Here is a 24,350-nt window from a genome sequence, read left to right as displayed (position 1 = left end):
TCAGAGGGCGCAGCCGACCGTCACCGGCTCGTTCACCAGGGTCACGCCGAAGGCTTCCCGTACCCCTGTGACGACCTCGCGGGCCAGGGTGAGGAGCTCCTCGGTGGTGGCGTCGCCGCGGTTGGTGAGGGCCAGGGTGTGCTTGGTGGAGATACGGGCGGGCCCGCTGCCGTACCCCTTGGTGAAGCCCGCGCGGTCGATCAGCCAGGCGGCGGACGTCTTGGTCAGGCCCTCCCCCGCGGGGAAGGCGGGCGGGGCGGTGTCCGGGCCGAGGCGCTCGTGAACCCGGGCCAGGAAGTCCGCGAACCCGGTCTCGTCCAGGATCGGGTTGGTGAAGAAGGACCCGGCGGACCAGGTGTCGTGGTCCTCGGGGTCGAGCACCATGCCCTTGCCCGCGCGCAGGCCCAGCACGGTCTCGCGGGCGGTGGCGGCGGGCACCCGCTCCCCCGCCCCGACACCGAGGGTGCGGGCGGTCTCCGGGTACTTCACCGGTGCGGACAGCCCGCCGGCGTCCTCCAGCTCGAAGCGGACCCGGAGCACGACGTACCGCTCGGGGTCCTCCTTGAAGCGGCTGTGGCGGTACGAGAACGCGCACTCGGCGTTGGTGAGGGTGACGCGCTCGCGGGTGCGGCGGTCGTAGGCGTCGACCTCGGTGAGGGTGCTGGAGACGTCCTGGCCGTACGCCCCGACGTTCTGGATCGGGGTCGCGCCGGCCGAGCCGGGGATTCCGGCGAGGCACTCGATGCCCGCGAGACCGGCCTCGACGACCCGCCGCACGGCGTCCGTCCACACCTCCCCCGCCGCCAGCTCCAGTTTCGTACCGTCGAGCCGGAAGCCCTGGGTGGCGATGCGCAGGGCGGTTCCGGCGAAGCCCTGGTCGCCGATGACCAGGTTGCTGCCGCCGCCGATGATCAGGAGCGGGGTGCCGGTGGCGTCCGCCTGTTGGACGGCTGCGATCACCTCGTCGTCGGTGGTGGCCGTGACCAGGCGGTCCGCCGGGCCGCCGAGGCGGAAGGTGGTCAGGGGGGCGAGGGGGGCGTCTTGGAGTTCCTGCACGGGCCCAGCGTACGAGAGGGGGGTGGCGAGGTGCGGGGCCGTGTGGTGACAGGTCGCGCGGTTCCCCGCGCCCGGGTGGGGCGCGGGGTGAGCGGGCCTCAGACGAGCTGGACCACCGCGCGGGACATGCCCAGGACCTTCTGGCCGGCGCTCATCGCCACCAGGTCGACGCGGACGCGGTTGTCGCCGAGGAGGGCGGCGACCTTCGCGGTGACCTCCAGCAGCGCGCCCTTGTCGTCGTTGGGGACGACCACGGGCTTGGTGAAGCGCACCCCGTACTCGACCACGGCGGCCGGGTCGCCGGCCCAGTCGGTGACCACCCGGATCGCCTCGGCCATGGTGAACATGCCGTGCGCGATGACGTCCGGCAGGCCGACCTCGACCGCGAACTTCTCGTTCCAGTGGATCGGGTTGAAGTCGCCCGAGGCCCCGGCGTACCGCACCAGTGTGGCGCGACTCACGGGGAAGGACTGGGCGGGCAGCTCGGTGCCGACCTCGACACTCTCGTACGCGACCTTGGCAGCCATCTCACGCCTCCTCGGCGGCGGCACGCGCCACCAGCTTCGTCCAGGCGGTCACGACGTGCTCACCGCTCTCGTCGTGGACCTCACCGCGGATGTCCAGAATGTCGTTGCCGGCCATCGACTTGATGGCCTCGATGGTGGAGGTGACCGAGAGCCGGTCGCCCGCCCGCACCGGGCGGTTGTGGACGAACTTCTGGTCGCCGTGCACCACCCGGCTGTAGTCGAGCCCCAGCTGCGGGTCCTCGATGACCAGACCCGCGGCCTTGAAAGTGATCGCGAACACGAAAGTCGGCGGGGCGATCACATCGGAGTGGCCGAGCGCCTTGGCGGCTTCCTGATCGACGTAGGCGGGATTGCCGTCGCCGACGGCCTCTGCGAACTCGCGGATCTTTTCCCGGCCCACCTCGTACGCCGGGGTGGGCGGATAGGTCCGCCCCACGAAGGACTGGTCGAGCGCCATGGACTCGTAACCTCCTGTGCTGTGACGTGAAGTGCAGTGACGTGAATTACCTGCGGTGACAAACGACACGAGGCCGCCCCCGGTTAAGGGGACGGCCTCGTGTACGAGCCTGTACTTAGCGCGTTTCGCGGTGCGCCGTGTGCGAGTTGCAGCGCGGGCAGTGCTTCTTCATCTCCATGCGGTCCGGGTTGTTACGCCGGTTCTTCTTGGTGATGTAGTTCCGCTCCTTGCACTCCACGCAGGCCAGCGTGATCTTCGGGCGGACGTCGGTGGCAGCCACGTGAGTGCTCCTTGGACGGACGGATGTACGGATGAACGCAAAAAAGAGTAGCCGATCGGAGGACCGACCCTACAATCGGCTACTGCGCGTAGCGGTGACCGGACTTGAACCGGTGACACAGCGATTATGAGCCGCTTGCTCTACCGACTGAGCTACACCGCTTTGATGCTGGATCACCTCCCCCGAGGGGGAGGATCTCCGACACCAGAGCCCCAATGCGGAATCGAACCGCAGACCTTCTCCTTACCATGGAGACGCTCTACCGACTGAGCTATTGGGGCGAGCGATGAAGACATTACACGGGTGTGCGCCGATCCCCCAAATCCATATCCAGGGGCTTGATCGCGCAGCTCGGAGCACCCCTCCCCCACCCGTCGCGTAGGCCACCTGAGGTCACTCCGGTACGACTATTCCGCTCCTTCTCGAAGCCTCGCGGACGGGCCCCTAGGCTCGATCGCACGTTGCGTGATCTTGGGTGCCGGCCGCTCCCCCGCCACGTCCCTTCCGCCCGAGTCCCCGCCAGGAGCGTGATGTCCGACAGCAAGCCGCAGCCGCCCCGCCGCCCGGGGAGTTCCGGCGGCTTCGACGGGTCCGACGGGGACGGCTCCACCGCGCTCCTGCTCAGCGGCGCGCGACTGACCGACGGCCGCACCGTCGACGTACGGCTCAGCGAGGGGCGGATCGAGGCGGTCGGTACGGCGGGGAGTCTTCCGTCACACCGGGCCTCCCGGGTGGATCTGGCCGGCTTCCTGCTGCTGCCCGCCCCGGTCGAGCCGCACGCCCACGGCGACACCGCGCTGACCGCCGACACCAGCGGGCCCGTCTCGTACGCCGGACAGGATGTCCAGCGGCGGGCCACCGACGCGGCGCTGCTGCAGCTCGGGCACGGGGCGACGGCACAGCGCGCGCACGTGCGGATCGGGGATGTGCAGGGGCTCGGGCCGATGGAGGCGGTGCTCCAGGCGCGGCGGGCACTGCGCGGTCTGGTGGATCTCTCGACGGTGGCGGTGCCGCGGCTGCTCACCGGGGTGGCCGGGGCGGACGGGCTCGCGATGCTGCGGGACGCGGTGAAGATGGGCGCCTCGGTGGTGGGCGGCAGCCCGGACGCGGACCCCGATCCGGCCGGGTACGTGGAGCGGGTGCTGGAAGTGGCCGCCGAGCACGGGTGTCCGGTGGACCTGCATACGGACGGTGACGATCCGGCCAGGCTGGCGCGGCTGGCGGCGATGGCGGGCGGGCTGCGGTCCGGGGTGGCGATCGGGCCGTGCGGCGGGCTCGCCCGGCTGCCTCTGGAGGTGGCCACGCGGGCTGCCGGCCAGCTGGCCGCGGCCGGGGTGAGTGTGGTGTGCCAGCCGCAGGGCGGGTGCGGCGGGGTGGATCAGCGGGGAGTGGCGCCGGTACGACTGCTCAGGGCGGCCGGGGTGCGGCTGGCGGCGGGCAGCGGGGCGCTCAGGGACGCGGCGAATCCGGTGGGGCGGGGGGATCCCCTGGAGGCGGCGTACCTGCTGGCCTCGCAGAGCGGGATGCGGGCGCAGCACGCGTACGACGCGGTGGCGGCGGTGGCCAGGGAGGCGATGGGGCTGCCCGAGGTGCGGCTGGAGGCGGGATTCCCGGCGGAGTTGGTGGCGCTGCGCGGGGATCGGCTGTCCGGGGTCCTGTCGCTGGCGTACAGCCGGATCGTGGTGCACCGGGGGCGCGTGGTGGCGCGGACGAGCGCGGTGCGGGAGTACTGCGATTCGGTGGCGGCCGGGGACGCGGATCTGGAGTTGCCGAGGCAGGGGCGGGGTGCGGGGGGCGGCACCGTCGAGTGACGTGTCCGTGAGGGGCGGCGGCGCCGGGTTTGGGGGCGTACGGTCGGTGTTATGCGGATCGTGATTGCTGGTGGACATGGTCAGATCGCGTTGCGGCTGGAGCGTTTGCTCGCCGGGCGCGGAGGCGAGGTCGCGGGGATCATCCGCGACCCCGGACAGAGCGCGGACCTGCGGGAAGCGGGGGCCGAACCGGTCGTACTCGACCTGGAGTCGGCGTCCGTGGAGGAGGTCGCGGCGGTGCTCGAAGGGGCCTCCGCGGCCGTCTTCGCGGCCGGTGCGGGCCCGGGCAGCGACGCCGGGCGCAAGGACACCGTGGACCGGGACGCGGCGGTGCTGTTCGCCGACGCGGCGGAGCGCGCGGGGGTGCGGCGGTACCTGGTGGTGTCCTCGATGGGCGCCGATCCCTCGCACGCGGGTGACGAGATCTTCGACGTGTATCTGCGGGCCAAGGGCGCTGCGGACGCGGACGTCCGGGGCCGGAAGGGCCTGGACTGGACGATTCTGCGGCCGGGTTCGCTGACCAACGACGCGGGCAGCGGGCTGGTGCGTCTGGGGGCGTCGACCGGGCGCGGTCCGGTGGCCAGGGACGACGTCGCGGCCGTACTGGCGGAGCTGTTGGAGACGCCGTCGACAGCGGGGCTGACACTGGAGCTGATCGGTGGCGACGTACCGGTGTCGGTGGCAGTGAAGGACGTCGCCGGTAACTGAGCGGGGGCGTGAGGAGGCACAACCGCGCGGCGGGGCCGATGAGTTCGGGCCTGCCGTGCGGTCGTCTTCCGGTGGGCGAACCGGTGCGCGAGCGAGCGAAGGAGTGGCATGTCCAGTACGTCCGAGAATCCGTCCACGAGTGGGCCGGTCGAGGTCGAGCCCCTCATTGTGGAGCGGGAGGAGCAGCCGTACGCGGGGATCAGGGGCCGGGTGAAGGCGGACGGCTTCGCGCAGATCGCCGACCGGATTCCGGAGCTCTTCGGCTGGCTGGCGGCGCGGGGAACCGAACCGCTCGGTGGTCCGTTCCTCCGGTACAACCTGGTCGGTACGGAAGGGGAGTTCGAGGTCGAGGCGGGGGTTGCGGTCGCGGTGTCGCCGGAGCCCGAGGGTGATGTGCTGTCCGGTGTGCTGCCCGCCGGGAAGTACGCGACGGTGACCCACTTCGGCCATCCGGACGGCCTGTTCGCGGTCACCGAGGCGCTGCTGGCGTGGGCGCGCGCGCAGGGGCTGGCGTGGGACATGACGACGGCCTCCGACGGCGAGCACTGGGTCGGCCGGCTGGAGACGTACAAGACGGATCCACGGGTGCAGCCGGACCCGGCCCACTGGGAGACGGAGCTGGCGTTCCGGCTGGAGGACTGACGTTCCGGCCGCGAGCGTCGGGGGCCCGGTGAGGTATCCCGCTGCGGGCATCCGGAAAAGCTGCGGGCGTCCGGAAAACCCAAAGGCCCCCGAGCTGCGTTTCCGCAGTTCGGGGGCCTTCTTTTGTGGCGGCGCCAGGATTCGAACCTGGGTAGGCTAAGCCGACGGATTTACAGTCCGTTCCCATTGGCCACTCGGGCACACCGCCATGGGATGCCACCGGGGATTTTCGCCTCGCGGCGCTTTTCCCTGGGGACGACGTAAACAATACCTGATGACCAGGGGTGGTTCGCCACTCGATTGATCAGTGCCCGCGCCCGCCGGGGGTGGCTAGGCTTTGCGGCGTACGACCACGGCTTCGTGCCGTACCCCGTCACCCACATCAAGGAGCCACAGGACATGGCCGACTCCAGTTTCGACATCGTCTCGAAGGTCGAGCGGCAAGAGGTCGACAACGCCCTCAACCAGACCGCGAAGGAGATCTCGCAGCGCTACGACTTCAAGAACGTGGGCGCCTCGATCTCCTGGTCCGGCGAGAAGATCCTGATGGAGGCGAACTCCGAGGAGCGCGTCAAGGCCATCATGGACGTCTTCGAGACCAAGCTGATCAAGCGCGGGATCTCGCTGAAGGTGCTGGACGCGGGCGAGCCGCAGCTGTCCGGCAAGGAGTACAAGATCTTCTCCTCCATCGAGGAGGGCATCTCGCAGGACAACGCCAAGAAGGTCGCCAAGATCATCCGCGATGAGGGCCCCAAGGGCGTCAAGGCGCAGGTGCAGGGCGAGGAACTGCGGGTCAGCTCGAAGAGCCGCGACGACCTGCAGACCGTGCAGGCGCTGCTCAAGGGCAAGGACTTCGACTTCGCGCTCCAGTACGTGAACTACCGCTGAGCCGGTAGTGACCCCTGGACGGGGGCGGTGGGCGGCTTCGGGCCGACGCCGCCCCTGTCGCGTTTTCCGGGTGGGCAGGTGCTGTGTGCCCGGGACCAGGGCCGTGTCCGAAATCCGCCAGCTTTGGTGGGGGCGGGTGCGCAGACTCGTGGGTGGAGAGCGTGGCGCGGGCTGCGCGGAGAGGATGGGGTCATGAGCACGACCGGTACGGCGGTGCACGCGGCCACGGCCGGCGCGACCACGGTGTACGCAACCGTGGACAGTCCGCTGGGTGAGTTGCTGCTGGTCGGGGAGGAAACGGCGGCGGGCGGCGGGATCGCGCTGGTCTCGCTGTCGGTGCCCGGGCAGAAGGGCGGGGCGGTGGTACGGCAGGGGTGGCGCCGCGCGCCGGAGTTGTTCGGTGAGGTCGGCGAGCAGCTGAAGGCGTACTTCGGTGGGGAGTTGACCCGCTTCGAGGTGGCGTACGCACAGGGCTCGGGGACGGATTTCCAGCGGCGGGTGTGGGCCGCGGTCGAAAGGATTCCGTACGGGGAGACAACCTCGTACGGGCAGCTCGCCGAGTCGATCGGGGCTTCGCGGGCGGCGGTGCGGGCGGTCGGGACCGCGATCGGGCGCAATCCGCTGCTGGTGCTGCGGCCGTGCCACCGGATCGTCGCGGCGGACGGTTCGCCGGCCGGGTACGCGGGCGGGCTGGAGCGGAAGCGGCTGTTGCTGGAGCTGGAGGGCGGGGCGCCGGAACCGGGGCCGGAGCCGGAGGGTGGCTCGCGGGGATGAGTGGCCTGTTCTCGCTGCCCAGGGCGGAGGTGGCGCCGGGGGCCGTGCACGTGCCCGGGTGGCTGTCGTTGGAGGAGCAGCGGGAGCTGGTGGTGGTGTGCCGGGAGTGGGCGCGGTCGCCGGTGCCGCTGCGGCGGACGCGGCTGCCGGGAGGTGGGGTGATGTCGGTGCGGTCGGTGTGCGTGGGGTGGCACTGGGAGCCGTATCGCTATGTGCGTACGGCGGACGGGGTGCCGGTCGCCGAGTTCCCGCGGTGGCTCGGGGAGCTGGGGCGGCGGGCGCTGGTCGCGGCGTACCAGGAGGACAGCGCGGGGGCCGGGTACGAGCCGGACATGGCGCTGGTCAACTTCTATGACGCGCAGGCGCGGATGGGGATGCACCAGGACCGGGAGGAGAGGTCGTCGGCGCCGGTGGTGTCGCTGAGCATCGGGGACAGCTGTGTGTTCCGGCTGGGCAATACCGAGGGGCGTGGACGGCCTTACACCGATGTGGAGTTGGGGTCCGGGGATCTGTTCGTCTTCGGGGGCGAGTCGCGGTTCGCGTTCCACGGGGTGCCGAAGGTGCGGCCGGGGACGGGAGATCCGGCGACCGGTCTTGCGGGTGGGCGGCTGAACATCACGCTGCGGGAGACGGGGCTGGGCCGAGAGCCCGCGAATCCCCCCGGCTAGCGGCGTTCTCGGGAGTTGCCGAAGAGGATGCGGTAGGCGATCAGCAGGACGAGGGAGCCGCCGATGGCGGCGAGCCAGGTCGGGCCGTCGTAGAACTGGTTGGCGATCTCTCGGTCGAAGAAGCGCGTCGAGATCCAGCCACCGAGGAACGCGCCCGCGATGCCGATCAGCGTGGTGCCGATCAGGCCGCCCGGGTCGCGGCCCGGCAGCAGGACCTTGGCTATGACTCCGGCGATCAGGCCGAGGATGATCCAGCCGAGGATGCTCATGGTGGGACTCCCCCTGTGTGCGGTGCAACTACGTCGTGTCGTACGGGAGGACGCCCCCGGGACGGCGAAGGTTGCGCAGCTCAGCAGGGGGATGGATCACCCGGCCTCGCTCAGCGGGCGGCGAAGGGCTGGTCCGTGGGGACGATTTCCTTGCCGAGCGGCATCAGGGACACCGGGATCAGCTTGAAGTTGGCGATGCCGAAGGGGATTCCGATGATGGTGATGCACAGGGCGACGCCGGTGATGATGTGGCCCAGGGCGAGCCACCAGCCGGCCAGGATCAGCCAAAGGACGTTGCCGATGCAGGAGGGTGCTCCGGCGTCGCGGCGGTCCACGACGGTCTGGCCGAACGGCCACAGGGCGTACAGGCCGATCCGGAAGGCGGCCAGGCCGAACGGGATGCCGATGATGGTGATGCACAGCAACAAACCCGCGACCAGGTAGCCGAGGAACAGCCAGAAGCCGCTGAGGACCAGCCAGATGAGGTTCAGGAGTGTCTTCACGGGCGCGGGCCTGCCATCTGTTCGAGTCGGGCGATTCGTTCCGCCATGGGCGGGTGGGTCGAGAACAGCTTGGCGGTGCCCCGGCCCGGACGGAAGGGGTTCGCGATCATCATGTGGCTCGCGGTCTCGATCCTGGGCTCGGGGGGCAGCGGCAACTGCTTCGTACCGGCGTCGAGTTTACGGAGGGCGCTGGCCAGGGCCAGGGGGTCCCCGGTGAGTTGGGCGCCGGAGGCGTCGGCCTCGTACTCGCGGGAACGGCTCACGGCGAGCTGGATGACCGAGGCGGCGATCGGACCCAGGATCATGATCAGCAGCATGCCGATGATGCCGGGGCCCTCGTCGTTGCTGGATCTGCCACTGGGGATCAGCCAGGCGAAGTTGACCAGGAACATCACGACGGAGGCGAGGGCTCCGGCGACCGAGGAGATCAGGATGTCGCGGTTGTAGACGTGGCTCAGCTCGTGGCCGATGACGCCTCGCAGCTCGCGCTCGTCGAGGATCTGGAGGATGCCCTCGGTGCAGCAGACCGCCGCGTTGCGCGGGTTGCGGCCGGTGGCGAAGGCGTTGGGGGCCTGGGTCGGCGAGATGTAGAGGCGGGGCATGGGCTGGCGGGCGGCGGTGGAGAGCTCGCGGACCATGCGGTAGAGGGCGGGGGCCTCGAATTCGCTGACCGGGCGGGCGCGCATGGCGCGCAGGGCCAGCTTGTCGCTGTTCCAGTACGCGTAGGCGTTGGTGCCCAGCGCCACGAGGAGCGCGACGATCAGTCCCGTACGGCCGAAGAAGCTGCCGATGACGAGGATCAGCGCGGACATTCCCCCGAGGAGTACGGCGGTCCTCAACCCGTTGTGCCGGCGGTGCACGGTGCGCCCTCCAAATGGTGCGGCAGGGGAACTGCTGGCTGGCTCGGTGGTGCTTCCACGTTCAGTGGACCCTCCCTTACTGGTCAACGCCAGGCGGGGGGAGCTAGTTCCCTTGTGCACCGGGGAGGAGGGTTAGGCCGTCCGGGTGGGGGTGTGCGCGTGCGCTGCGCGGCAGTGCGTGCGGCTACTGGAAGAGGTCGCCGGTGGCGAAGCGGAGGATCAGCTGGGGGGCACCGGAGAGGGCGATTCCGGTGATCAGGGCGATGGCGATGGCGGTGGCGAGGGGAGCGGGGATGCGCAGGCGGGCCTTGGCGGGGGCGGTCGCCGGGGCGTCCTCGGGGGCGGTCGCCGGGGCGCGGAAGAGGAGGGCCGTCCACTGGAGGTAGTAGTACAGCGCGATCACGACGTTCACGGCCATGACCGCGGCGAGCCAGCCCAGGCCCGCGTCGACGGCCGCCGAGAAGACGGTGACCTTGGCGAAGAGGCCGATGATGCCCGGGGGCAGACCGGCCAGGCAGAGCAGGAAGAAGCCGAGGGCGAGGGCGGCCAGGGGGTTGGTGGAGTAGAGGCCGCGGTAGTCGGCGATGCGGTGCAGGGGCTTCGTACGGGCGACGAGGGCGGCGACCGCGAAGGCGCCAAGGTTCACCACGGCGTACATCAGGGCGTAGGCGACGGTGGAGCCGATCTGGGTGTCGCTGGAGTACGCGGCGGCGGCGATCGGGACCAGCAGATAGCCGGCCTGGCCGACGGATGACCAGGCGAGCAGGCGTACGGCGCTGTGGGCGCGGGTGGTGGACTGGCGCAGGGCGGCCAGGTTGCCGACGGTCATGGTGAGGGCGGCGAGCACCGCGAGCGCCGGGCCCCAGACGTCGGCGTACGACGGGAAGGCGACGACCGTCACCAGGATGAGCCCGGAGAAACCGACGGCCTTTCCGATGACCGAGAGGTACGCGGCGATGGGGAGCGGGGCGCCGACGTAGGTGTCGGGGACCCAGAAGTGGAAGGGCGCGGCGGCCGTCTTGAAGGCGAAGCCGACCAGGGTGAGGGCGACGCCCGCCTGGGCGAGCGTGTCCAGCTGGGCCGGTACGTCGTCGAGGCGGGTGGCGATCTCGGTGAGGTGCATGGTGCCGGTGGCGGCGTACACGAAGCTGACGCCGAGGAGCATCACGGCGGTCGCGGTGACCGAGGAGAGGAAGAACTTCAGGGCCGCTTCGGAGGACCGCTTGTCGCCGCGCCGCAGGCCGACCAGGGCGAACGCGGGGAGGGAGGCGACTTCGAGGGCGACGACGAGGGTGGCGAGGTCGCGGGCGGCGGGGAGCAGGGCGGCTCCGGCGGCGGAGGAGAGCAGCAGGAACCAGTACTCGCCGGCCGGGAGCTTGTCGTCCTTGGTGGCGGTGATCGACAGGAGGGCGGTGAGGAGCGCGCCGCCGAGCACCAGGGCCTGGATGACCAGGGCGAAGTAGTCGGCGGTGTAGCTGCACACCGTGATGTCGTCGATCAGGCAGAAGGTCTTGTGGTGGCCCTTGCGCAGCGGGACCAGCGCGACGAGGGAGGCGGCCAGGCCCGCGACGGCGATCAGGCCGAGGAGGTGCTTGCGGCTCTCCCGTACGAACAGATCGGCGACCAGGATCAGGAGCGCGACGGCCGCGACGATGACGGGCGGGGCGATGGCGAGCCAGTCGACGGACTGGACCACGGAGGGGACGGCTTCGGCGGCCACGGTCACGACTTGCCTCCTGCGAGGAGCTTCTGGACGGCCGGGTCGGTGAGGCCGAGGAGGACTGCGGGCCAGAGGCCGGCGAGGACGGTGAGGGCGACGAGCGGGGTCCAGGAGGCGAACTCGTAGCCCTGGACGTCGGCGATGGGTTCGCTCTGTGCGCGGCGCTCGCCCATGCAGACGCGGCGGACGACGATCAGCATGTACGCGGCGGTGAGCAGCGTGCCGAAGCCGGCGATCGCCATGAAGGTGAGGAAGGCGGGGCGGCTGAGGCCTTCGGCGGGGTCGAACGCGCCGAACATGGTCAGCATCTCGCCCCAGAATCCGGCCAGTCCGGGCAGGCCCAGGGAGGCGACGGCGGCGAAGGCCAGGAAGGCGCCGAAGCGGGGGGCGCTGCCGTAGAGGGCGGCGCCGGTGGCTCCGGCGAGGGTGTCGAGGTCGGCGGTGCCGTAGCGGTCCTTGAGGGCGCCGACCAGGAAGAAGAGGAGGCCGGTGATGAGGCCGTGGGCGATGTTGGCGAAGAGGGCGCCGTTGACTCCGGTGGGGGTCATCGAGGCGATGCCGAGGAGGACGAAGCCCATGTGGCCGACGGAGGAGTAGGCGATCAGGCGCTTGAGGTCGCCCTTGTTGCCCTTGCGCGCGAGGGAGAGGCAGGCGAGGGATCCGTAGACGATGCCGACGACGGCGAAGGCGGCGAGGTACGGGGCGAAGGTGTGCATGCCCTCGGGGGCGATGGGCAGGGCGATGCGGACGAAGCCGTAGGTGCCCATCTTGAGGAGTACGCCGGCCAGCAGCACGGAGCCGACGGTGGGGGCGGCGGTGTGGGCGTCCGGGAGCCAGCTGTGCAGGGGCCACATCGGGGTCTTCACCGCGAGGCCGAGCGCGATCGCCAGAACTGCCGTGACCTGCACGGACGTTGTCAGCCCACGGCCGTTGTCAGTGGCGAGTGCCACCATGTCGAAGGTGCCGGACTTCAGGCCGATGAGGAGGAGGCCCAGCAGCATCACGACGGAGCCGAGCAGGGTGTAGAGGATGAACTTCCAGGCGGCCTGGGTCTTCTGGGCGCCGCCCCAGCGGGCGATCAGGAAGTACATCGGGATGAGGACCATCTCGAAGGCCAGGAAGAACAGGATCAGGTCGAGTACGGCGAAGGTGGCGAGGGTGCCGGACTCCAGGACGAGGAGGAGTGCGACGAATGCCTTCGGGGAGGGCCCGGCGGGCATCTTGAAGTAGCTGTAGAGCGCGCAGAGGAAGGTCAGCAGCGCGGTCAGGACCAGGAGGGGGAGCGAGATGCCGTCGGTGCCGAGATGGATCCGGATGTCGAGCGCCGGGATCCAGGCGAGGTCGGTGGTGGCCTGCATCTTCGCCGGGTGGCTGTGGTCGAAGCCGAGGGCCAGCACCAGGGTGGCGAGCAGGATCACGCCGGTGACGACGATGCCGTGGCGCAGTACGGCCTGGTCGGGTGACTTCCCCTTCAGCCCGGGTGGGGCGGGGAGAAGGGCTGCGGCGGCGCCGATGAGCGGGCCGACGACGATCAACGCAAGAAGGAACTGCATCACGGATTCGCTGATATCGATCATGGCTCACGCTCCGGCGGCGGCGACGAGGACGGCGGCGATCGCCAGGACGACGGAACCGGCGAGCAGCGCGGCCAGATAGGTCTGGACGTTGCCGGTCTGGGTGAGGCGGACGGCGTTGCCCAGCCAGCGCGGGAGGGTGCCCGCGCCGCGGACGTAGGTGTCGATGACCTCGCGGTCCAGGAAGCGGACCAGTTCGGCGCCCGCCCGTACGGGGCGGACGAAGAGGGCCGCGTAGAGGGCGTCCAGGTGGAAGCCGGTGGCCGCGTGGCGGTGCAGGGGGCCGAGCAGGAGGCGGCCGGGGTCGCCGGGGTCCGGGGCGGAGGCGATGTCGCCGTACGCGGCCCGGTGCGTGGCGATGGCTTCTTCCTCGGAGGTGGCAGGGTCGGCGTCCGGGTGGGCGGCGACCGCGCCGAGGGGGATGTTGCTGCCGGCCCGGTAGCGCAGGGCGCGCCAGGAGCCGTACGTCATGATCCCGCCGACCAGGGCGACACCGGTGCCGAGGATGGCGGTGGTGACGGTCGGGGTCAGGGACTGGACGTCGAACCAGCCGGCGAGCTGTCCGACGGACAGGCCCAGGCCGAGGGAGGGGACGGCCAGCACCCAGAGGGTGGCGGTCATGGCGATCGGCTGCTTGCCGTGGTCCGGGGCGGCGGGGCCGCGGCCGCGGAAGGCGAGGAGCCAGAGGCGGGTGGCGTAGGCGGCGGTGAGGAGGGCGGTGAGCAGGCCGGAGATCAGGACGATCCAGCCGGCGCCCGAGGGGGCGGCGGAGTCGCCGAAGGCGGTGTGTTCGGCGGCGACCAGGACGGCTTCCTTGGAGAAGAAGCCGGCGAACGGGGGGATGGCGGCGAGCGCGAGGAGCGCGATGGTCATCGTCCAGTAGGCGTCCGGGATGCGCTTGGCGAGCCCGTCCATGCGGGACATGGCGGCCAGCGAGTTGGTGCCGGCGGCGTGGATGATCACGCCGGCGCCGAGGAAGAGGAGGGCTTTGAAGGCGCCGTGGGACAGCAGGTGGAAGACGGCGGCACCGGCGTCGCCGACGGCCAGGGCGCCGGTCATGTAGCCGAGCTGGCCGATGGTCGAGTAGGCCAGGACCCGCTTGATGTCGTCCTGGGCGAGGGCCGCGAGGGCGGAGCCGGCCATCGTGACGGCGGCCATCACGGCGAGGACGGTCATCGCCACGGCGGAGGCCGCGAAGACGGGGAGGAGGCGGGCCACGAAGTAGATACCGGCGGCGACCATCGTCGCGGCGTGGATCAGCGCGGAGACGGGCGTCGGGCCCGCCATCGCGTCGGGCAGCCAGGTGTGCAGCGGGAACTGGGCGGACTTGCCCGCGACGCCGACGACCAGGAGGAGGGCGATCAGCGTGGGGTGGTCGAGGCCGCCGGTGGCGACCTCCTTGAGGATGTCGGCGATCCGGAAGGTGCCGGTGTCCGCGGCGAGCGCGAACAGACCGAACAGGAAAGGGACGTCGCCGAGCTTGGTGACCAGGAAGGCCTTGAGGGAGGCGGCGCGGGCTTCGGGCGTCTCCCAGTAGTGGCCGACCAGGAAGTACGAGCAGATGCCCATGATCTCCCAGCCGACCAGCAGCACCATCAGGTCGCCGGAGTAGACGACGAGCAGCATCGCGGCGGTGAAGAGGGAGACCACGGCGGCGTACGAGGCGTAGCGCGGGTCGTCGCGGAGGTAGGCCGTCGAGTAGGCCTGGACGCAGGTCGCCACGACGGTCACCAGGACGGCGACCAGGGCGGCGAAGCCGTCGATGTGCAGGGCCAGGTCGATGGGGATCGAGCCGGTCGGGGTGAGCTGGGTGGCCGCGTCGATCGCCGCTCCGCCGCCCTGGCGTACGGCGACGGTGATCGCCAGCGCGAGTGCGGCCACGGTGGGCAGCAGGGCCAGTGGGCGAACGAAGCCGGGGACGGTGCGGCCGAGCAGCAATCCGGCGACGGCACCCAGGAACGGAAGGAGGGGGACGAGGACGGCGAGGGTCGTGGTGGTCACGCGGCGGCCTCTGCCTTCTGTGCCGGGTCGGCGCCGTGGTCGGGGCCGTCGCCGGAGTCTTCGGTCCCGTCGTCGGCGGCCGTCTCGTCGGCCTTCGTCTCGGCGGTGTCGCGGAGTCTGTCGATGTCCGAGGTGCCGCGGTTGCGGTAGACCATCAGGACGATCGCCAGGCCGATGCCGATCTCGGCGGCGGCGATGGCGATGGTGAAGAGGGTGAGGGCCTGGCCGGTGTGCAGGGTGTCGCGGAGCCAGACGTCGAAGGCGACCAGGTTGAGGTTGACGGCGTTGAGCATCAGCTCGACGGACATCAGGACCAGGATCGCGTTGCGGCGGGCGAGGACGCCGTAGAGGCCGACGCAGAAGAGGAGGGCGGCGAGCACGGCGGGGTAGGCGAGGTGCATCAGCGCTGCTCCTTCTTCGTGCTGGGGGCGGGCTTCTGCTTCGTGCGGGGGGCGGGCTGCCGGCCGGGGGTGCTGCCGGAGCCGGTTGCCTCGTCGGCCGCCGCGTTCTTGCGGGAGAGGACGATCGCGCCGACCAGGGCGGCCAGCAGCAGGACCGAGAGTGCTTCGAAGGGGAGCACCCAGTGCTGGAAGAGGATCTCGCCGGTGACCTTGGTGGAGCCCTGGACCGGTCCGTCCAGGTCGATCCAGGTCGTACGGAACGCGTCGACGACCACCCAGACCAGGGCGGCTGCCGCTGCGACGGCCACCACGAGGGCGGCCGGGCGGTTGCCCGAGTCGGCGTCCGGGGAGCGACCGATGGGGGCCCTGGTGAGCATGAGGCCGAAGAGGAGGAGGACGACCACGGAGCCGACGTAGATCAGTACCTGGACCCAGGCGATGAACTCGGCGGTGAGCAGCAGGTACTCGACGGCGAGGCCACCGAGGGCGACGACCAGCCAGAGCGCGGCGTGCACCAGCTGCTTGGTGGTGACCGTGACGACGGCCGCGCCGAGGGTGACGATGCCGACCAGCAGGAAGGCGATCTCCACGCCGGTCGGCGAGAGGAAGCCGTGGGAGGCGGCGGCGAGGGAGGTGGACGTCAGTGCGGTCGTCATGCCTGCCCCTCCTGCGACTCGGCGGTGTCGGCGGCTGCGGCTGTGTCGGCTGCTGCCGCGGCGGCCTCGGCCTCGGCGGCCTGCTGGGCGGCTTCGAGCTTCTCCACGGCCTTGCGGGCTGCCGCGATCTCCTTGGGTTCCTCGGCGCCGGGGTCCAGAGCGGGCGGGGCCGGGACGGTCCACATCCAGTCGCGGAGCTTGTCGCGCTCGTGGGTGAGCTCGTGGATGTCGGTTTCCGCGTACTCGAACTCCGGCGACCAGAAGAGGGCGTCGAAGGGGCAGACCTCGATGCAGATGCCGCAGTACATGCAGAGCGAGAAGTCGATGGCGAAGCGGTCGAGAACGTTCCGGCTGCGCTCGCGGCCGCCGGGGGCGGCGGCGGGCACCGTCTCCTTGTGGGAGTCGATGTAGATGCACCAGTCCGGGCACTCGCGTGCGCAGAGCATGCAGACGGTGCAGTTCTCCTCGAACAGGCCGATCACGCCGCGCGTGCGGGGCGGGAGTTCCGGCTGCTTCTCGGGGTACTGCGCGGTGACGGTCTTCTTCGTCATCGTGCGGAGGGTGACGGCGAGGCCCTTGGCCAGGCCCGACCCGGGAATGGGTGCCATGACTACTGGATCGCCACCTTCACGATGCCGGTGAGCGCGATCTGCGCGAGTGCGAGCGGGATGAGTACGGTCCAGGACAGCTTCTGGAGCTGGTCCTCGCGGAGTCGCGGATAGCTGACCCGGAGCCAGATCACCACGAAGGAGAGGATCGCGGTCTTCAGCAGGGTCCAGACCCAGCCGAGGCCGTCGGCCCCCCACGGGCCGTGCCAGCCGCCGAGGAACAGGACGGTGGTCAGCCCGCAGACGATCACGATGCCGGCGTACTCCGCGAGCAGGAACAGCGCGAAGCGCAGGCCCGTGTACTCGGTGTACGCGCCGAAAATGATCTCCGAGTCGGCGATCGGGGCGTCGAACGGGGGGCGTTGCAGTTCCGCGAGCCCGGCCGTGAAGAAGACGAAGGCGCCGATGATCTGCCAGGGCAGCCACCACCACTCCCACGCGTTCAGGATGCCGCCGAGCGAGACGGTGCCGGCGGCCATGGCCACCGAGGCGGCGGCGAGCAGCATGGGCAGTTCGTACGCGAGCAGCTGGGCTGCCGTGCGCAGGCCGCCGAGCAGGGAGAACTTGTTGTTCGATGCCCAGCCGGCCATCAGGGAGCCGAGGACTCCGACGCCCATGATGGCGAGCACGTAGAAGATGCCCGCGTCGATGGACTGGCCGACGGCGGTTTCGCTCGGGCCGATCGGGATGACGAGGAGGACCAGGAGGTACGGGAGCAGGGCGACGGCGGGCGCGAGCTGGAAGATGCGGCGGTCGGCCCCGTTGGGGACCACGTCCTCCTTCTGCGCGAACTTCACACCATCGGCGACGAGCTGGGCCCAGCCGTGGAAGCCACCCGCGTACATGGGGCCGAGGCGGCCCTGCATGTGCGCCATCACCTTGTGCTCGGTCTGGCCGACCACCAGGGGCAGCACCAGGAAGAGCACGAAGACGAGGGCCAGGCGGAGGGCGACGTCGAGTACGTCGTTCACGCGGGATCGCCTCCGGCGGGGGTGGTGGGGTGGTCGGGGGGACCGGGGGGTTTGGGGGTGCCCTTGGGGTTGGCGGTGGGGTCGGGCGCGGGCTCGGGCCCGGACTCGGGCCCGGACGCGGAGTCGGACTCGGGCGCCAACCCGTTCTCGCGATCGCCCTCGGGCGCGGAAGCCCCGTTGTCGGTGAGGTCGGCAGTGGGTCGCGCGGAGTCGGACTCGGGTCCAGGCGTGGCCTCGGGCGTCGATCCGGGCTCGGGGTCGCCCACGGGTGCTGCGTCGGAGGTGGGGTCCCCGTCCGTCGAGAAGGCGGGCTTGGGGTTGTGCCACGGAGCGTCCGTAGCGGGCTCGCGGCGCTTCGGGCGGGCCTCTGTGGTGTTCTCGCCCTGGCTCGCGGAGCCGTCGGCTGTGCTGCGGGTACGGCGCGGGGGCGCGGCCGGGGTGTCCGGCGTCGCCGGTGCAGGGGCGGGCGCTGCCTGGCTCGCGGAGCCGTCAGCCGCGCTCCGTGAGCGGCGGGGGGTGGCGGCCGGGGCGGCAGAGGCAGCCGGATCCGTGGAGTCGGGTGCGGCAGAAGCCGGAGCAGCCGGATCCGTGGAGTCGGGTGCGGCAGAAGCCGGAGCGGCCGGATCCGTGGTTGGGGGTGGGGTCTGGGAGGCGGAGCCGTCGGTGGTGGCGCGGCTGCGGCGGGGCGGGCGGTCGGTGGTGGCCGGGGTGGCAGTGCCGGGCGTGCGGGTGGGGCGGTCGGCTCCGGTGGTGGCTGCCGCGCCGGCTCGGGCTCCTCGGGTGGGGCGGGCCGGGGCGGGGGGGAGCTGGCCCTTCAGGGGGCCCCATTCGTTGGGGTCGGGGACGCCCGGGGGGAGCATCTGGCGGCGCTTGGGGCCGCCGTGTTCGGACTCGCCGGGCTCCTTGGCGCCGGGCCAGGCCTTGGCGACCCGGGCGGCGAGGACGAAGTCCTTGCGGAGGGGGTGGCCCTCGAAGGAGTCCGGGAGGAGGAGGGGTGCGAGGTGGGGATGGTCGGTGAAGTCGATGCCGAACATCTCGTGGGTCTCGCGCTCGTGCCAGGAGGCGCCGGCGTAGATCTCGACGGCGGTGGGCAGCACCGGGGCGGTGTGCGGGACCGTCGTACGGACGAGAAGGCGACGTACCGTACGGCCTTCGAGCGCGACGACGTGGGCGGACACCCGGAAGCCGGTGCCGGGCTCGTCGACCGCGCTCAGCCAGTCGAAGTAGGTGCAGCCCAGCTTGTCGCGGGCGATTTCGAGCGCGCCGATCCAGGCGCCGAGGGGCACGTCGACCGTGAGCAGGTCGTACGCCCGCTCGGCGCGGGCCTCTTCGCCGAAGATCTCGGTGACGTTCTCGGGCAGGGCGTCGTATGCGTTCACCGGTCGGCTCCCGTGGCGGGCGGGGGCGGGGGCGTGACCAGTCCGCTCTGCAAGGAGGAAACGGACGGGCGCGAGGAGGAGTTCCCGTCCCCGTTCCCGTAGCGGTCGGCCAGCGACTCGCGGGCGATCTTCTCCTGGAGCTTGAGGATGCCCTGGAGGAGCGCTTCGGGGCGGGGCGGGCAGCCCGGGACGTACACGTCGACCGGGATGATCTGGTCGACGCCCTTGGTCACCGAGTACGAGTCCCAGTAGGGGCCGCCGCAGTTGGAGCAGGCGCCGAACGAGATCACGTACTTGGGCTCGGGCATCTGCTCGTACAGGCGCTTGACGGCCGGGGCCATCTTGTCGGTGACCGTGCCGGAGACGACCATCAGGTCGGCCTGGCGCGGGCCGGGCGCGAAGGGGATCACGCCGAGCCGGATGAAGTCGTGGCGGGCCATCGACGCCGCGATGAACTCGATGGCGCAGCAGGCCAGGCCGAAGTTGAACACCCAGAGGCTGTAGCGGCGGCCCCAGTTGAGGACCACCTTCATCGGCTCGGGCGCGAGACGGGAGAGAACGCCGAGGCGCTGCGGGACCGGCAGGTCCACCGGGTTTCCGGCCTGCGGGGCGGCGGGGGTCACGTCCATTCGAGGACGCCCTTCTTGTATGCGTACAGCAGACCCACGGCCAGGAAGCCGAGGAAGATGAACATCTCGACCAGCGTCGTGGCGCCGTATCCGGGCGCCGCGAAGACCGTCGCCCACGGGAAGAGGAAGATCGAGTCGACGGCGAAGATCACGTACAGGAACGCGTAGACGTAGTAGCGGACCTGGGTGTGTGCCCAGCCCTCGCCGACGGGGTCGACTCCGCACTCGTACGTCAGCAGCTTTTCCGGGGTCGGCACCACGGGCCGCAGCAGCCGCCCGGCGCCGAACGCCACGGCGACGAAGAGCACGCCGATGACGGCGAGCAGGCCGACCACCGAGTAGCTCTGGAAGTAGTCCGCGGCCAAGTGCGCCGATGGCGAATGCGGGGAGGCCGCGGCCGCCCATTCGATCGGCACGGTCGGTTCCGGCACGTCCCGTCCCTCGCTCCCCGGCCTTTCGGCTCCGTATTGTCCGTTGTGTCCGTGTGTCGACGGTGGTCGATCTGTACGCACGGGAGTCTAGGGCCTGGTAAAGCCTCAGTAAGCAGCCGCGTCCCGAGTGACCGGGGGTGGGGCTGTCCCCACCCCCGGCCGCTGGCCCACCCCATGGCGTACGGATGCGCCGCCCGGCAGGCTGGGGCCATGACCGCCAGCTCCGGTGCGCGTACGCCCGGCTCCGACCTTCCTCCGCCCCACGCCTTCGCCTTCGGCCGGCATACGTGGAAAGAGGTCACGCACCTGTTGCTCGACCTCCCGGCGGCCCTGGTCGGCTTCCTCGTGACGGTGATCGTCATCGTGCTCGGCAGCGGTCTGGCCGTGACGGTGATCGGACTGCCGCTGCTGGCGGTGGGGCTGGGGGCCGCGCGGCTGATCGGACGCTCCGAGCGCTCACGGGCGCGTGCGCTGCTCGGGATGCAGGTGGAGGAGCCGAGTCCGCTGCGGGCCGCCCAGGCGCGGGAGGGTTTCTTCTCCTGGCTGTGGACGTCGCTGCGGGACCCGGTGGGCTGGCGCGCGGCGCTGTACTCGGTGATACGGCTGCCCTGGGGCGTGCTGACGTTCACGGTGACGCTCGTGAGCCTGATCGTGCTGTGGCCGGTGCTGGGTTATGTGACCCGGGGGCTGAGCAATGTGGACCGGGCGATGGTACGGGGGCTGCTGTCGCCGTCGGGCGAACTGGAGCGGCGTATCGCCGAACTGGAAACGGACCGGGGCGTGGTCGTCGACACCGCCGCCGCCGACCTGCGCCGCATCGAACGCGACCTGCACGACGGGGCGCAGGCCCGGCTGGTCGCCCTGGCCATGGGGCTCGGCCTGGCGAAGGAGAAGCTGCTGGACGACCCGGAGACCGCGGCGCAGATGGTCGGCGAGGCGCACGGCGAGGTGAAACTGGCGTTGCAGGAGCTGCGCGACCTGGCGCGTGGGATCCATCCCGCGGTGCTCACGGACCGTGGCCTGGACGCGGCACTGTCCGCGATCGCTTCCCGGTGCACGGTGCCGGTGACGGTGACGGCGGACCTGGGCGAGCGGCCGGCCGAGGCGATCGAGGGGATCGCGTACTTCACGGTCTCGGAGCTGCTGCAGAACGTCAGCAAGCACAGTGGTGCGCGGACGGCGGCGGTGGAGGTGTGGCGGTCGGGGAACCGGCTGCTGATTCAGGTACGGGACGACGGGCGCGGCGGCGCGCGGCTGGACGGGGGGACCGGGATGTCGGGGCTCGCGGACCGGCTGGGGGCGGTGGACGGGCTGTTCACGGTGGACTCGCCGCCGGGCGCGGGGACGACGGTGACGGCGGAACTGCCCTGGCGGGAGCGGTCGTCGCAAGGTGCGCGGACGTCGCGCTAAGCCGGTGCCCAAGGACCGGGGGTGGGGAAAACCCCAGGTAAAGACTGCGATTTACCTCATGGCCCAAAGCCTCGCGGCCCCGCAATCTTGAAGTACTTCAGCAGATCACTTCGTACCGAGGAAACGGACGGCATCATGGCCACGGATTACGCACCTCGGACCCGGGAGCACCGGGTCCCGGCGGTACTGCGCGCGCCGTTCGAGGCCCGCGCCCTGCGCGAGTTCGGCTATGTGCTGCTCAGCCTGCCGATCAGCATCGTGACCTTCGTCAGCGCGATCCTGACGATCTCGCTCGGTGCCGGCCTGCTGGTGACCTTCATCGGGATACCGGTGCTGGCGGGCGGACTCCTCCTGGCGCGCGGGTTCGGTGCCATGGAGAGGGGCCGCGCCCGCGTCCTGCTGGGGCTGGATGTGCCGTCGCCCAAGCCGGTGCGCAGCGCCAGGCCAGGGGCGATGGGCTGGATGGGGGCGACCCTCAAGAGCGGTGCGTCCTGGCGGCACCTGCTGTACGGGCTGCTGCACATGCCGTGGGCGATCTTCGCCTTCACCGTCTCGGTGGTGTTCTGGACCGTCGGCCTGGCGGGCCTGACCTACCCGCTGTACCAGTGGACGTTCAGTGGCGAGGACGGCGTGCGGCTCTACGGCGGCATGCACGACGAGGTGTACCTCGACTCCCCCCTGGCGATCACCCTGACCAGCGCGGTGGGCCTGCTCGTCGTGATGGTCTGCCCCTGGATAACCCGGGCCCTGGTGTCGGTGGACCGGCTGATGGTGGCCGGGCTGCTCGGGCCTTCCGCCCTGGACAGCCGGGTGACCGAGCTGGAGTCGGACCGCGGGGTGGTGGTCGACACCGCAGCCGCCGACCTGCGCCGGATCGAGCGCGATCTGCACGACGGGGCGCAGGCCCGTCTGGTGGCCCTGGCCATGGACCTCGGGCTGGCGAAGGAGAAGCTGCTGAACGACCCCGAGGCGGCGGCGCGGATGGTGGACGAGGCGCACGGCGAGGTGAAGGTGGCGTTGCAGGAGCTGCGTGACCTGGCGCGTGGGATCCATCCCGCGGTGCTCACCGACCGTGGTCTGGACGCGGCACTGTCGGCGATCGCCTCGCGGTGCACGGTGCCCGTGGCGGTCGAGGTGGATCTGTCGGCCCGGCCGGCCCCGGCCATCGAGGGCATCGCGTACTTCACGGTCTCGGAGCTGCTGCAGAACGTCAGCAAGCACGCACGGGCCACCCGGGCCTCGATCGATGTGTGGCGTACCGAGGAGCGGCTGATGCTCCAGGTCACCGACGACGGCCGGGGCGGCGCGAGCACCAGCGGCGGCTCGGGGCTGGCCGGTCTCGCGGAACGGCTGGACGCGGTGGACGGAATCCTCGTGGTGGACTCCCCCGCCGGCGGACCGACCACCATCACGGCCGAACTCCCCTGGCGCGGCTGACCCCGGGCCGGACGCGGGGGCCGGTCGCTCACGACCCCCGCCGGTGTGGGGCCGGGGATCTCGCCCCTCCAGGCTTCGCACCTCCAGCCCTCGCCCCCCAGGTCTCGCCCCACTCCGGGTTCCTCGGCTCCGGGCTTCGCGGCTTCCGGTTCCTCGGCTCCGGGCTTCGCGGCTTCCGGTTCCTCGGCTCCGGGCTTCGCGGCTCCGGAGCCCCGCCCCTTACTTCCCGCCATCCGGGCGCGCCCCGGTCCGGATGCTGGGATGCTGGGGGCAGTTGAGTGCGGTACACACCGGAGCTGGGGGCAGGGAAAGTCGTGGGAGACAGGGTGCGTGTGGTCATCGCCGAGGATTCGGTACTTCTTCGGGAGGGCCTGACCCGGTTGCTGACCGATCTCGGACACGACGTGGTCGCGGGGGTCGGGGACGGGGAGGCGCTGGTCAAGACGGTCGGTGACCTCGCCGCGCAGGGGGAGCTGCCGGATGTGGTGGTGGCGGACGTACGGATGCCGCCGACCCACACCGACGAAGGTGTCCGGGCCGCGGTGCGGCTGCGGCGGGAACATCCCGGAATCGGGGTACTCGTGCTGTCGCAGTACGTGGAGGAGCAGTACGCCACCGAGTTGCTGGCCGGTTCCAGCACGGGTGTGGGGTATCTGCTCAAGGACCGGGTGGCAGAGGTCAGGGAGTTCGTGGACGCCGTGGTGCGGGTGGCCAGGGGCGGAACCGCCCTGGACCCCGAGGTGGTGGCCCAGCTGCTCGGCCGAAGCCGTAAGCAGGATGTGCTCGCCGGGCTCACCCCGCGCGAGCGGGAGGTCCTGGGTCTCATGGCCGAGGGCCGGACCAATTCGGCGGTCGCCAAGCAGCTGGTGGTGAGCGACGGAGCGGTCGAGAAGCACGTGAGCAACATCTTCCTGAAGCTCGGGCTCTCGCCGAGCGTCGGGGACCACCGGCGGGTGCTGGCGGTACTGACATACCTCAACTCCTGAGCGCGGTCTCCGGGTGCAGTGATTCGTGAACAGCGGATGAAATCTGACGGGGCCGGGGCGAGGCCGGGCCGGTGGACGAGCCGGGGCACCCGCACTGGCCTTCTGACGTTCCGTCAGTTAACAAGGTCCAGGGGGACTCCACCGGGACTTCGGGACCAGAACCAAAGGATGAGCGCGGAGCGTCTTCAACAACGTGCCGGGGGGCGAATGAACCGTGACGAATCAGGGCACCGAGGTGTCTCAGCAGCAGGTCCATCATGTGAGCGGGCCGAGGAAGGCCACCCTTACCGACGTAGGGTGGCCAAGGGATGGCCGGGCGATCGGCCGTTCCGGAGCAGCCGCCTCTGAGGGAGGTCCAGTTCAGTGACCAGCCAGGTCAGTAGCCCGGCCGAGCAGGCCGACGGAGCCGACGGAGCACAGGGGGCCGACGCGGCCCACGACTCCGTGGTCGGGGAGCAGCGCGGGTCTTCCGCCAACGGCACCCCGCAGGCCCCGGAGAAAGAGGTCCGCCGCCTGGACCGGGTGATCATTCGGTTCGCGGGTGACTCCGGTGATGGTATGCAGCTCACCGGTGACCGGTTCACATCGGAGACCGCGTCGTTCGGCAACGACTTGTCGACGCTGCCCAACTTCCCCGCCGAGATCCGCGCCCCCGCCGGGACGCTGCCCGGTGTCTCCAGCTTCCAGCTGCACTTCGCCGACCA

General features: G+C 71.0%; 26 protein-coding genes, 3 tRNA genes and 1 pseudogene. 10 read left to right on the top strand and 20 right to left on the bottom strand.

Going from position 1 to position 24,350, the window contains the following annotated elements; genetic code table 11:
- The 6 genes from ACIA73_RS35275 to ACIA73_RS35250 all read right to left on the bottom strand — a co-directional run bounded on the left by ACIA73_RS35275 (position 1) and on the right by ACIA73_RS35250 (position 2,601).
- A complete protein-coding gene (locus ACIA73_RS35275; protein WP_399443032.1) occupies positions 1 to 1,056 on the bottom strand; it encodes a UDP-N-acetylmuramate dehydrogenase in 1,056 nt (351 codons plus the stop codon).
- 98 nt (positions 1,057 to 1,154) lie between these two features.
- Positions 1,155 to 1,583, bottom strand: a complete 429-nt coding sequence (locus ACIA73_RS35270; RefSeq protein WP_399443030.1) for a MaoC family dehydratase — start codon at positions 1,581 to 1,583, stop codon at positions 1,155 to 1,157.
- 1 nt (position 1,584) lies between these two features.
- The gene (locus tag ACIA73_RS35265) at positions 1,585 to 2,040 is read right to left on the bottom strand and encodes a MaoC family dehydratase N-terminal domain-containing protein (RefSeq protein ID WP_399443029.1); all 456 of its coding nucleotides are present in this window, start codon (positions 2,038 to 2,040) and stop codon (positions 1,585 to 1,587) included.
- 115 nt (positions 2,041 to 2,155) lie between these two features.
- Entirely contained in the window at positions 2,156 to 2,320 is a 165-nt protein-coding gene (gene rpmG / locus ACIA73_RS35260; RefSeq protein WP_007265873.1) for a 50S ribosomal protein L33, read from the bottom strand.
- A gap of 89 nt (positions 2,321 to 2,409) precedes the next feature.
- A tRNA-Met gene (locus ACIA73_RS35255) sits at positions 2,410 to 2,482 on the bottom strand.
- A 46-nt stretch (positions 2,483 to 2,528) separates the two neighbouring features.
- Positions 2,529 to 2,601, bottom strand: a tRNA-Thr gene (locus ACIA73_RS35250).
- A 249-nt stretch (positions 2,602 to 2,850) separates the two neighbouring features.
- Between ACIA73_RS35250 and ACIA73_RS35245 the strand changes: the two genes are divergently transcribed.
- The 3 genes from ACIA73_RS35245 to ACIA73_RS35235 all read left to right on the top strand — a co-directional run bounded on the left by ACIA73_RS35245 (position 2,851) and on the right by ACIA73_RS35235 (position 5,481).
- Positions 2,851 to 4,131 (top strand): amidohydrolase family protein, encoded by a 1,281-nt coding sequence (locus ACIA73_RS35245; RefSeq protein WP_399443028.1) that lies wholly within the window; start codon positions 2,851 to 2,853, stop codon positions 4,129 to 4,131.
- Between the two features lie 51 nt (positions 4,132 to 4,182).
- Positions 4,183 to 4,839, top strand: coding sequence for an SDR family oxidoreductase (locus ACIA73_RS35240; RefSeq protein WP_399443027.1), 657 nt, complete (start codon positions 4,183 to 4,185; stop codon positions 4,837 to 4,839).
- Positions 4,840 to 4,947: 108 nt separating this feature from the next.
- Entirely contained in the window at positions 4,948 to 5,481 is a 534-nt protein-coding gene (locus tag ACIA73_RS35235) for a GyrI-like domain-containing protein (protein WP_399443026.1), read from the top strand.
- Positions 5,482 to 5,607: 126 nt separating this feature from the next.
- On the opposite strand, the gene ACIA73_RS35230 is transcribed toward ACIA73_RS35235, so the two are convergent.
- Positions 5,608 to 5,689 (bottom strand) — tRNA-Tyr (locus ACIA73_RS35230).
- Positions 5,690 to 5,880: 191 nt separating this feature from the next.
- Between ACIA73_RS35230 and ACIA73_RS35225 the strand changes: the two genes are divergently transcribed.
- The 3 genes from ACIA73_RS35225 (at position 5,881) to ACIA73_RS35215 (ending at position 7,811) form a co-directional block, all read left to right on the top strand.
- Entirely contained in the window at positions 5,881 to 6,369 is a 489-nt protein-coding gene (locus ACIA73_RS35225) for a YajQ family cyclic di-GMP-binding protein (RefSeq protein ID WP_399443025.1), read from the top strand.
- Between the two features lie 192 nt (positions 6,370 to 6,561).
- Complete coding sequence (locus ACIA73_RS35220) at positions 6,562 to 7,143, top strand: methylated-DNA--[protein]-cysteine S-methyltransferase (protein WP_399443024.1); 582 nt, start codon at positions 6,562 to 6,564, stop codon at positions 7,141 to 7,143.
- Entirely contained in the window at positions 7,140 to 7,811 is a 672-nt protein-coding gene (locus tag ACIA73_RS35215) for an alpha-ketoglutarate-dependent dioxygenase AlkB family protein (RefSeq protein ID WP_399443023.1), read from the top strand. The genes ACIA73_RS35220 and ACIA73_RS35215 overlap by 4 nt, the downstream gene beginning before the upstream one ends.
- Here ACIA73_RS35215 and ACIA73_RS35210 read toward each other — a convergent pair.
- The 13 genes from ACIA73_RS35210 to ACIA73_RS35150 form a co-directional block, all read right to left on the bottom strand.
- Positions 7,808 to 8,080, bottom strand: coding sequence for a GlsB/YeaQ/YmgE family stress response membrane protein (locus tag ACIA73_RS35210; RefSeq protein WP_399443022.1), 273 nt, complete (start codon positions 8,078 to 8,080; stop codon positions 7,808 to 7,810). The two genes, ACIA73_RS35215 and ACIA73_RS35210, sit on opposite strands and share 4 nt — an antisense overlap.
- Positions 8,081 to 8,190: 110 nt before the next feature.
- Positions 8,191 to 8,583: a YccF domain-containing protein gene (locus tag ACIA73_RS35205; RefSeq protein WP_399443021.1), complete on the bottom strand. Its 393-nt coding sequence runs from the start codon at positions 8,581 to 8,583 to the stop codon at positions 8,191 to 8,193.
- Positions 8,580 to 9,443, bottom strand: a complete 864-nt coding sequence (gene htpX / locus ACIA73_RS35200) for a zinc metalloprotease HtpX (RefSeq protein WP_399443020.1) — start codon at positions 9,441 to 9,443, stop codon at positions 8,580 to 8,582. Before htpX ends, ACIA73_RS35205 begins: the two co-directional genes overlap by 4 nt.
- Positions 9,444 to 9,627: 184 nt before the next feature.
- Positions 9,628 to 11,169: an NADH-quinone oxidoreductase subunit N gene (locus tag ACIA73_RS35195; protein WP_399443018.1), complete on the bottom strand. Its 1,542-nt coding sequence runs from the start codon at positions 11,167 to 11,169 to the stop codon at positions 9,628 to 9,630.
- The gene (locus ACIA73_RS35190) at positions 11,166 to 12,740 is read right to left on the bottom strand and encodes a NuoM family protein (RefSeq protein WP_399443016.1); all 1,575 of its coding nucleotides are present in this window, start codon (positions 12,738 to 12,740) and stop codon (positions 11,166 to 11,168) included. The genes ACIA73_RS35195 and ACIA73_RS35190 overlap by 4 nt, the downstream gene beginning before the upstream one ends.
- A gap of 3 nt (positions 12,741 to 12,743) precedes the next feature.
- Positions 12,744 to 14,738, bottom strand: a complete 1,995-nt coding sequence (locus tag ACIA73_RS35185; RefSeq protein ID WP_399443015.1) for an NADH-quinone oxidoreductase subunit L — start codon at positions 14,736 to 14,738, stop codon at positions 12,744 to 12,746.
- On the bottom strand, positions 14,735 to 15,139 hold the full coding sequence (nuoK, locus tag ACIA73_RS35180; protein WP_399443014.1) for an NADH-quinone oxidoreductase subunit NuoK: 405 nt from the start codon (positions 15,137 to 15,139) through the stop codon (positions 14,735 to 14,737). The genes ACIA73_RS35185 and nuoK overlap by 4 nt, the downstream gene beginning before the upstream one ends.
- Complete coding sequence (locus ACIA73_RS35175) at positions 15,139 to 15,795, bottom strand: NADH-quinone oxidoreductase subunit J (RefSeq protein ID WP_399443013.1); 657 nt, start codon at positions 15,793 to 15,795, stop codon at positions 15,139 to 15,141. The genes nuoK and ACIA73_RS35175 overlap by 1 nt, the downstream gene beginning before the upstream one ends.
- Positions 15,792 to 16,403, bottom strand: a complete 612-nt coding sequence (locus ACIA73_RS35170; RefSeq protein ID WP_399443012.1) for a NuoI/complex I 23 kDa subunit family protein — start codon at positions 16,401 to 16,403, stop codon at positions 15,792 to 15,794. Before ACIA73_RS35170 ends, ACIA73_RS35175 begins: the two co-directional genes overlap by 4 nt.
- A 2-nt stretch (positions 16,404 to 16,405) precedes the next feature.
- On the bottom strand, positions 16,406 to 17,374 hold the full coding sequence (locus ACIA73_RS35165; protein WP_399443011.1) for an NADH-quinone oxidoreductase subunit H: 969 nt from the start codon (positions 17,372 to 17,374) through the stop codon (positions 16,406 to 16,408).
- The gene (locus ACIA73_RS35160) at positions 17,371 to 18,753 is read right to left on the bottom strand and encodes an NADH-quinone oxidoreductase subunit C (protein ID WP_399443010.1); all 1,383 of its coding nucleotides are present in this window, start codon (positions 18,751 to 18,753) and stop codon (positions 17,371 to 17,373) included. The genes ACIA73_RS35165 and ACIA73_RS35160 overlap by 4 nt, the downstream gene beginning before the upstream one ends.
- Positions 18,750 to 19,382 carry an NADH-quinone oxidoreductase subunit B gene (locus ACIA73_RS35155; protein ID WP_399443009.1) on the bottom strand — a complete coding sequence of 211 codons (633 nt, stop codon included), beginning with the start codon at positions 19,380 to 19,382 and terminating at the stop codon, positions 18,750 to 18,752. Before ACIA73_RS35155 ends, ACIA73_RS35160 begins: the two co-directional genes overlap by 4 nt.
- The gene (locus ACIA73_RS35150; RefSeq protein ID WP_399443008.1) at positions 19,373 to 19,813 is read right to left on the bottom strand and encodes an NADH-quinone oxidoreductase subunit A; all 441 of its coding nucleotides are present in this window, start codon (positions 19,811 to 19,813) and stop codon (positions 19,373 to 19,375) included. The genes ACIA73_RS35155 and ACIA73_RS35150 overlap by 10 nt, the downstream gene beginning before the upstream one ends.
- Positions 19,814 to 20,023: 210 nt before the next feature.
- Between ACIA73_RS35150 and ACIA73_RS35145 the strand changes: the two genes are divergently transcribed.
- The 4 genes and pseudogenes from ACIA73_RS35145 to ACIA73_RS35130 all read left to right on the top strand — a co-directional run.
- The gene (locus ACIA73_RS35145; RefSeq protein WP_399443007.1) at positions 20,024 to 21,223 is read left to right on the top strand and encodes a sensor histidine kinase; all 1,200 of its coding nucleotides are present in this window, start codon (positions 20,024 to 20,026) and stop codon (positions 21,221 to 21,223) included.
- 135 nt (positions 21,224 to 21,358) lie between these two features.
- The gene (locus ACIA73_RS35140; RefSeq protein ID WP_399443006.1) at positions 21,359 to 22,660 is read left to right on the top strand and encodes a sensor histidine kinase; all 1,302 of its coding nucleotides are present in this window, start codon (positions 21,359 to 21,361) and stop codon (positions 22,658 to 22,660) included.
- A 326-nt stretch (positions 22,661 to 22,986) separates the two neighbouring features.
- Entirely contained in the window at positions 22,987 to 23,646 is a 660-nt protein-coding gene (locus ACIA73_RS35135) for a response regulator (protein ID WP_399443101.1), read from the top strand.
- Positions 23,647 to 24,009: 363 nt separating this feature from the next.
- Positions 24,010 to 24,350: pseudogene (locus tag ACIA73_RS35130) on the top strand (2-oxoglutarate ferredoxin oxidoreductase subunit alpha); the annotation flags it as partial.

Origin of the sequence: Streptomyces sp. NPDC051561 (genome assembly GCF_044454195.1) — a bacterium.
Taxonomy (GTDB): domain Bacteria; phylum Actinomycetota; class Actinomycetes; order Streptomycetales; family Streptomycetaceae; genus Streptomyces.
The sequence above is the reverse complement of the archived record's forward strand: the minus strand, read 5'-3'. Positions and strand labels throughout refer to the sequence as shown.

Excerpts from the sequence above, each read along its gene's own strand:
- ACIA73_RS35270 (WP_399443030.1), bottom strand. The coding sequence starts at position 1,583 with ATGGCTGCCAAGGTCGCGTACGAGAGTGTCGAGGTCGGCACCGAGCTG.
- ACIA73_RS35265 (WP_399443029.1), bottom strand. The coding sequence starts at position 2,040 with ATGGCGCTCGACCAGTCCTTCGTGGGGCGGACCTATCCGCCCACCCCG.
- ACIA73_RS35245 (WP_399443028.1), top strand. The coding sequence starts at position 2,851 with ATGTCCGACAGCAAGCCGCAGCCGCCCCGCCGCCCGGGGAGTTCCGGC.
- ACIA73_RS35240 (WP_399443027.1), top strand. The coding sequence starts at position 4,183 with ATGCGGATCGTGATTGCTGGTGGACATGGTCAGATCGCGTTGCGGCTG.
- ACIA73_RS35235 (WP_399443026.1), top strand. The coding sequence starts at position 4,948 with ATGTCCAGTACGTCCGAGAATCCGTCCACGAGTGGGCCGGTCGAGGTC.
- ACIA73_RS35225 (WP_399443025.1), top strand. The coding sequence starts at position 5,881 with ATGGCCGACTCCAGTTTCGACATCGTCTCGAAGGTCGAGCGGCAAGAG.
- ACIA73_RS35220 (WP_399443024.1), top strand. The coding sequence starts at position 6,562 with ATGAGCACGACCGGTACGGCGGTGCACGCGGCCACGGCCGGCGCGACC.
- ACIA73_RS35215 (WP_399443023.1), top strand. The coding sequence starts at position 7,140 with ATGAGTGGCCTGTTCTCGCTGCCCAGGGCGGAGGTGGCGCCGGGGGCC.
- ACIA73_RS35210 (WP_399443022.1), bottom strand. The coding sequence starts at position 8,080 with ATGAGCATCCTCGGCTGGATCATCCTCGGCCTGATCGCCGGAGTCATA.
- ACIA73_RS35190 (WP_399443016.1), bottom strand. The coding sequence starts at position 12,740 with ATGATCGATATCAGCGAATCCGTGATGCAGTTCCTTCTTGCGTTGATC.
- nuoK (WP_399443014.1), bottom strand. The coding sequence starts at position 15,139 with ATGCACCTCGCCTACCCCGCCGTGCTCGCCGCCCTCCTCTTCTGCGTC.
- ACIA73_RS35175 (WP_399443013.1), bottom strand. The coding sequence starts at position 15,795 with ATGACGACCGCACTGACGTCCACCTCCCTCGCCGCCGCCTCCCACGGC.
- ACIA73_RS35170 (WP_399443012.1), bottom strand. The coding sequence starts at position 16,403 with ATGGCACCCATTCCCGGGTCGGGCCTGGCCAAGGGCCTCGCCGTCACC.
- ACIA73_RS35155 (WP_399443009.1), bottom strand. The coding sequence starts at position 19,382 with ATGGACGTGACCCCCGCCGCCCCGCAGGCCGGAAACCCGGTGGACCTG.
- ACIA73_RS35145 (WP_399443007.1), top strand. The coding sequence starts at position 20,024 with ATGACCGCCAGCTCCGGTGCGCGTACGCCCGGCTCCGACCTTCCTCCG.
- ACIA73_RS35140 (WP_399443006.1), top strand. The coding sequence starts at position 21,359 with ATGGCCACGGATTACGCACCTCGGACCCGGGAGCACCGGGTCCCGGCG.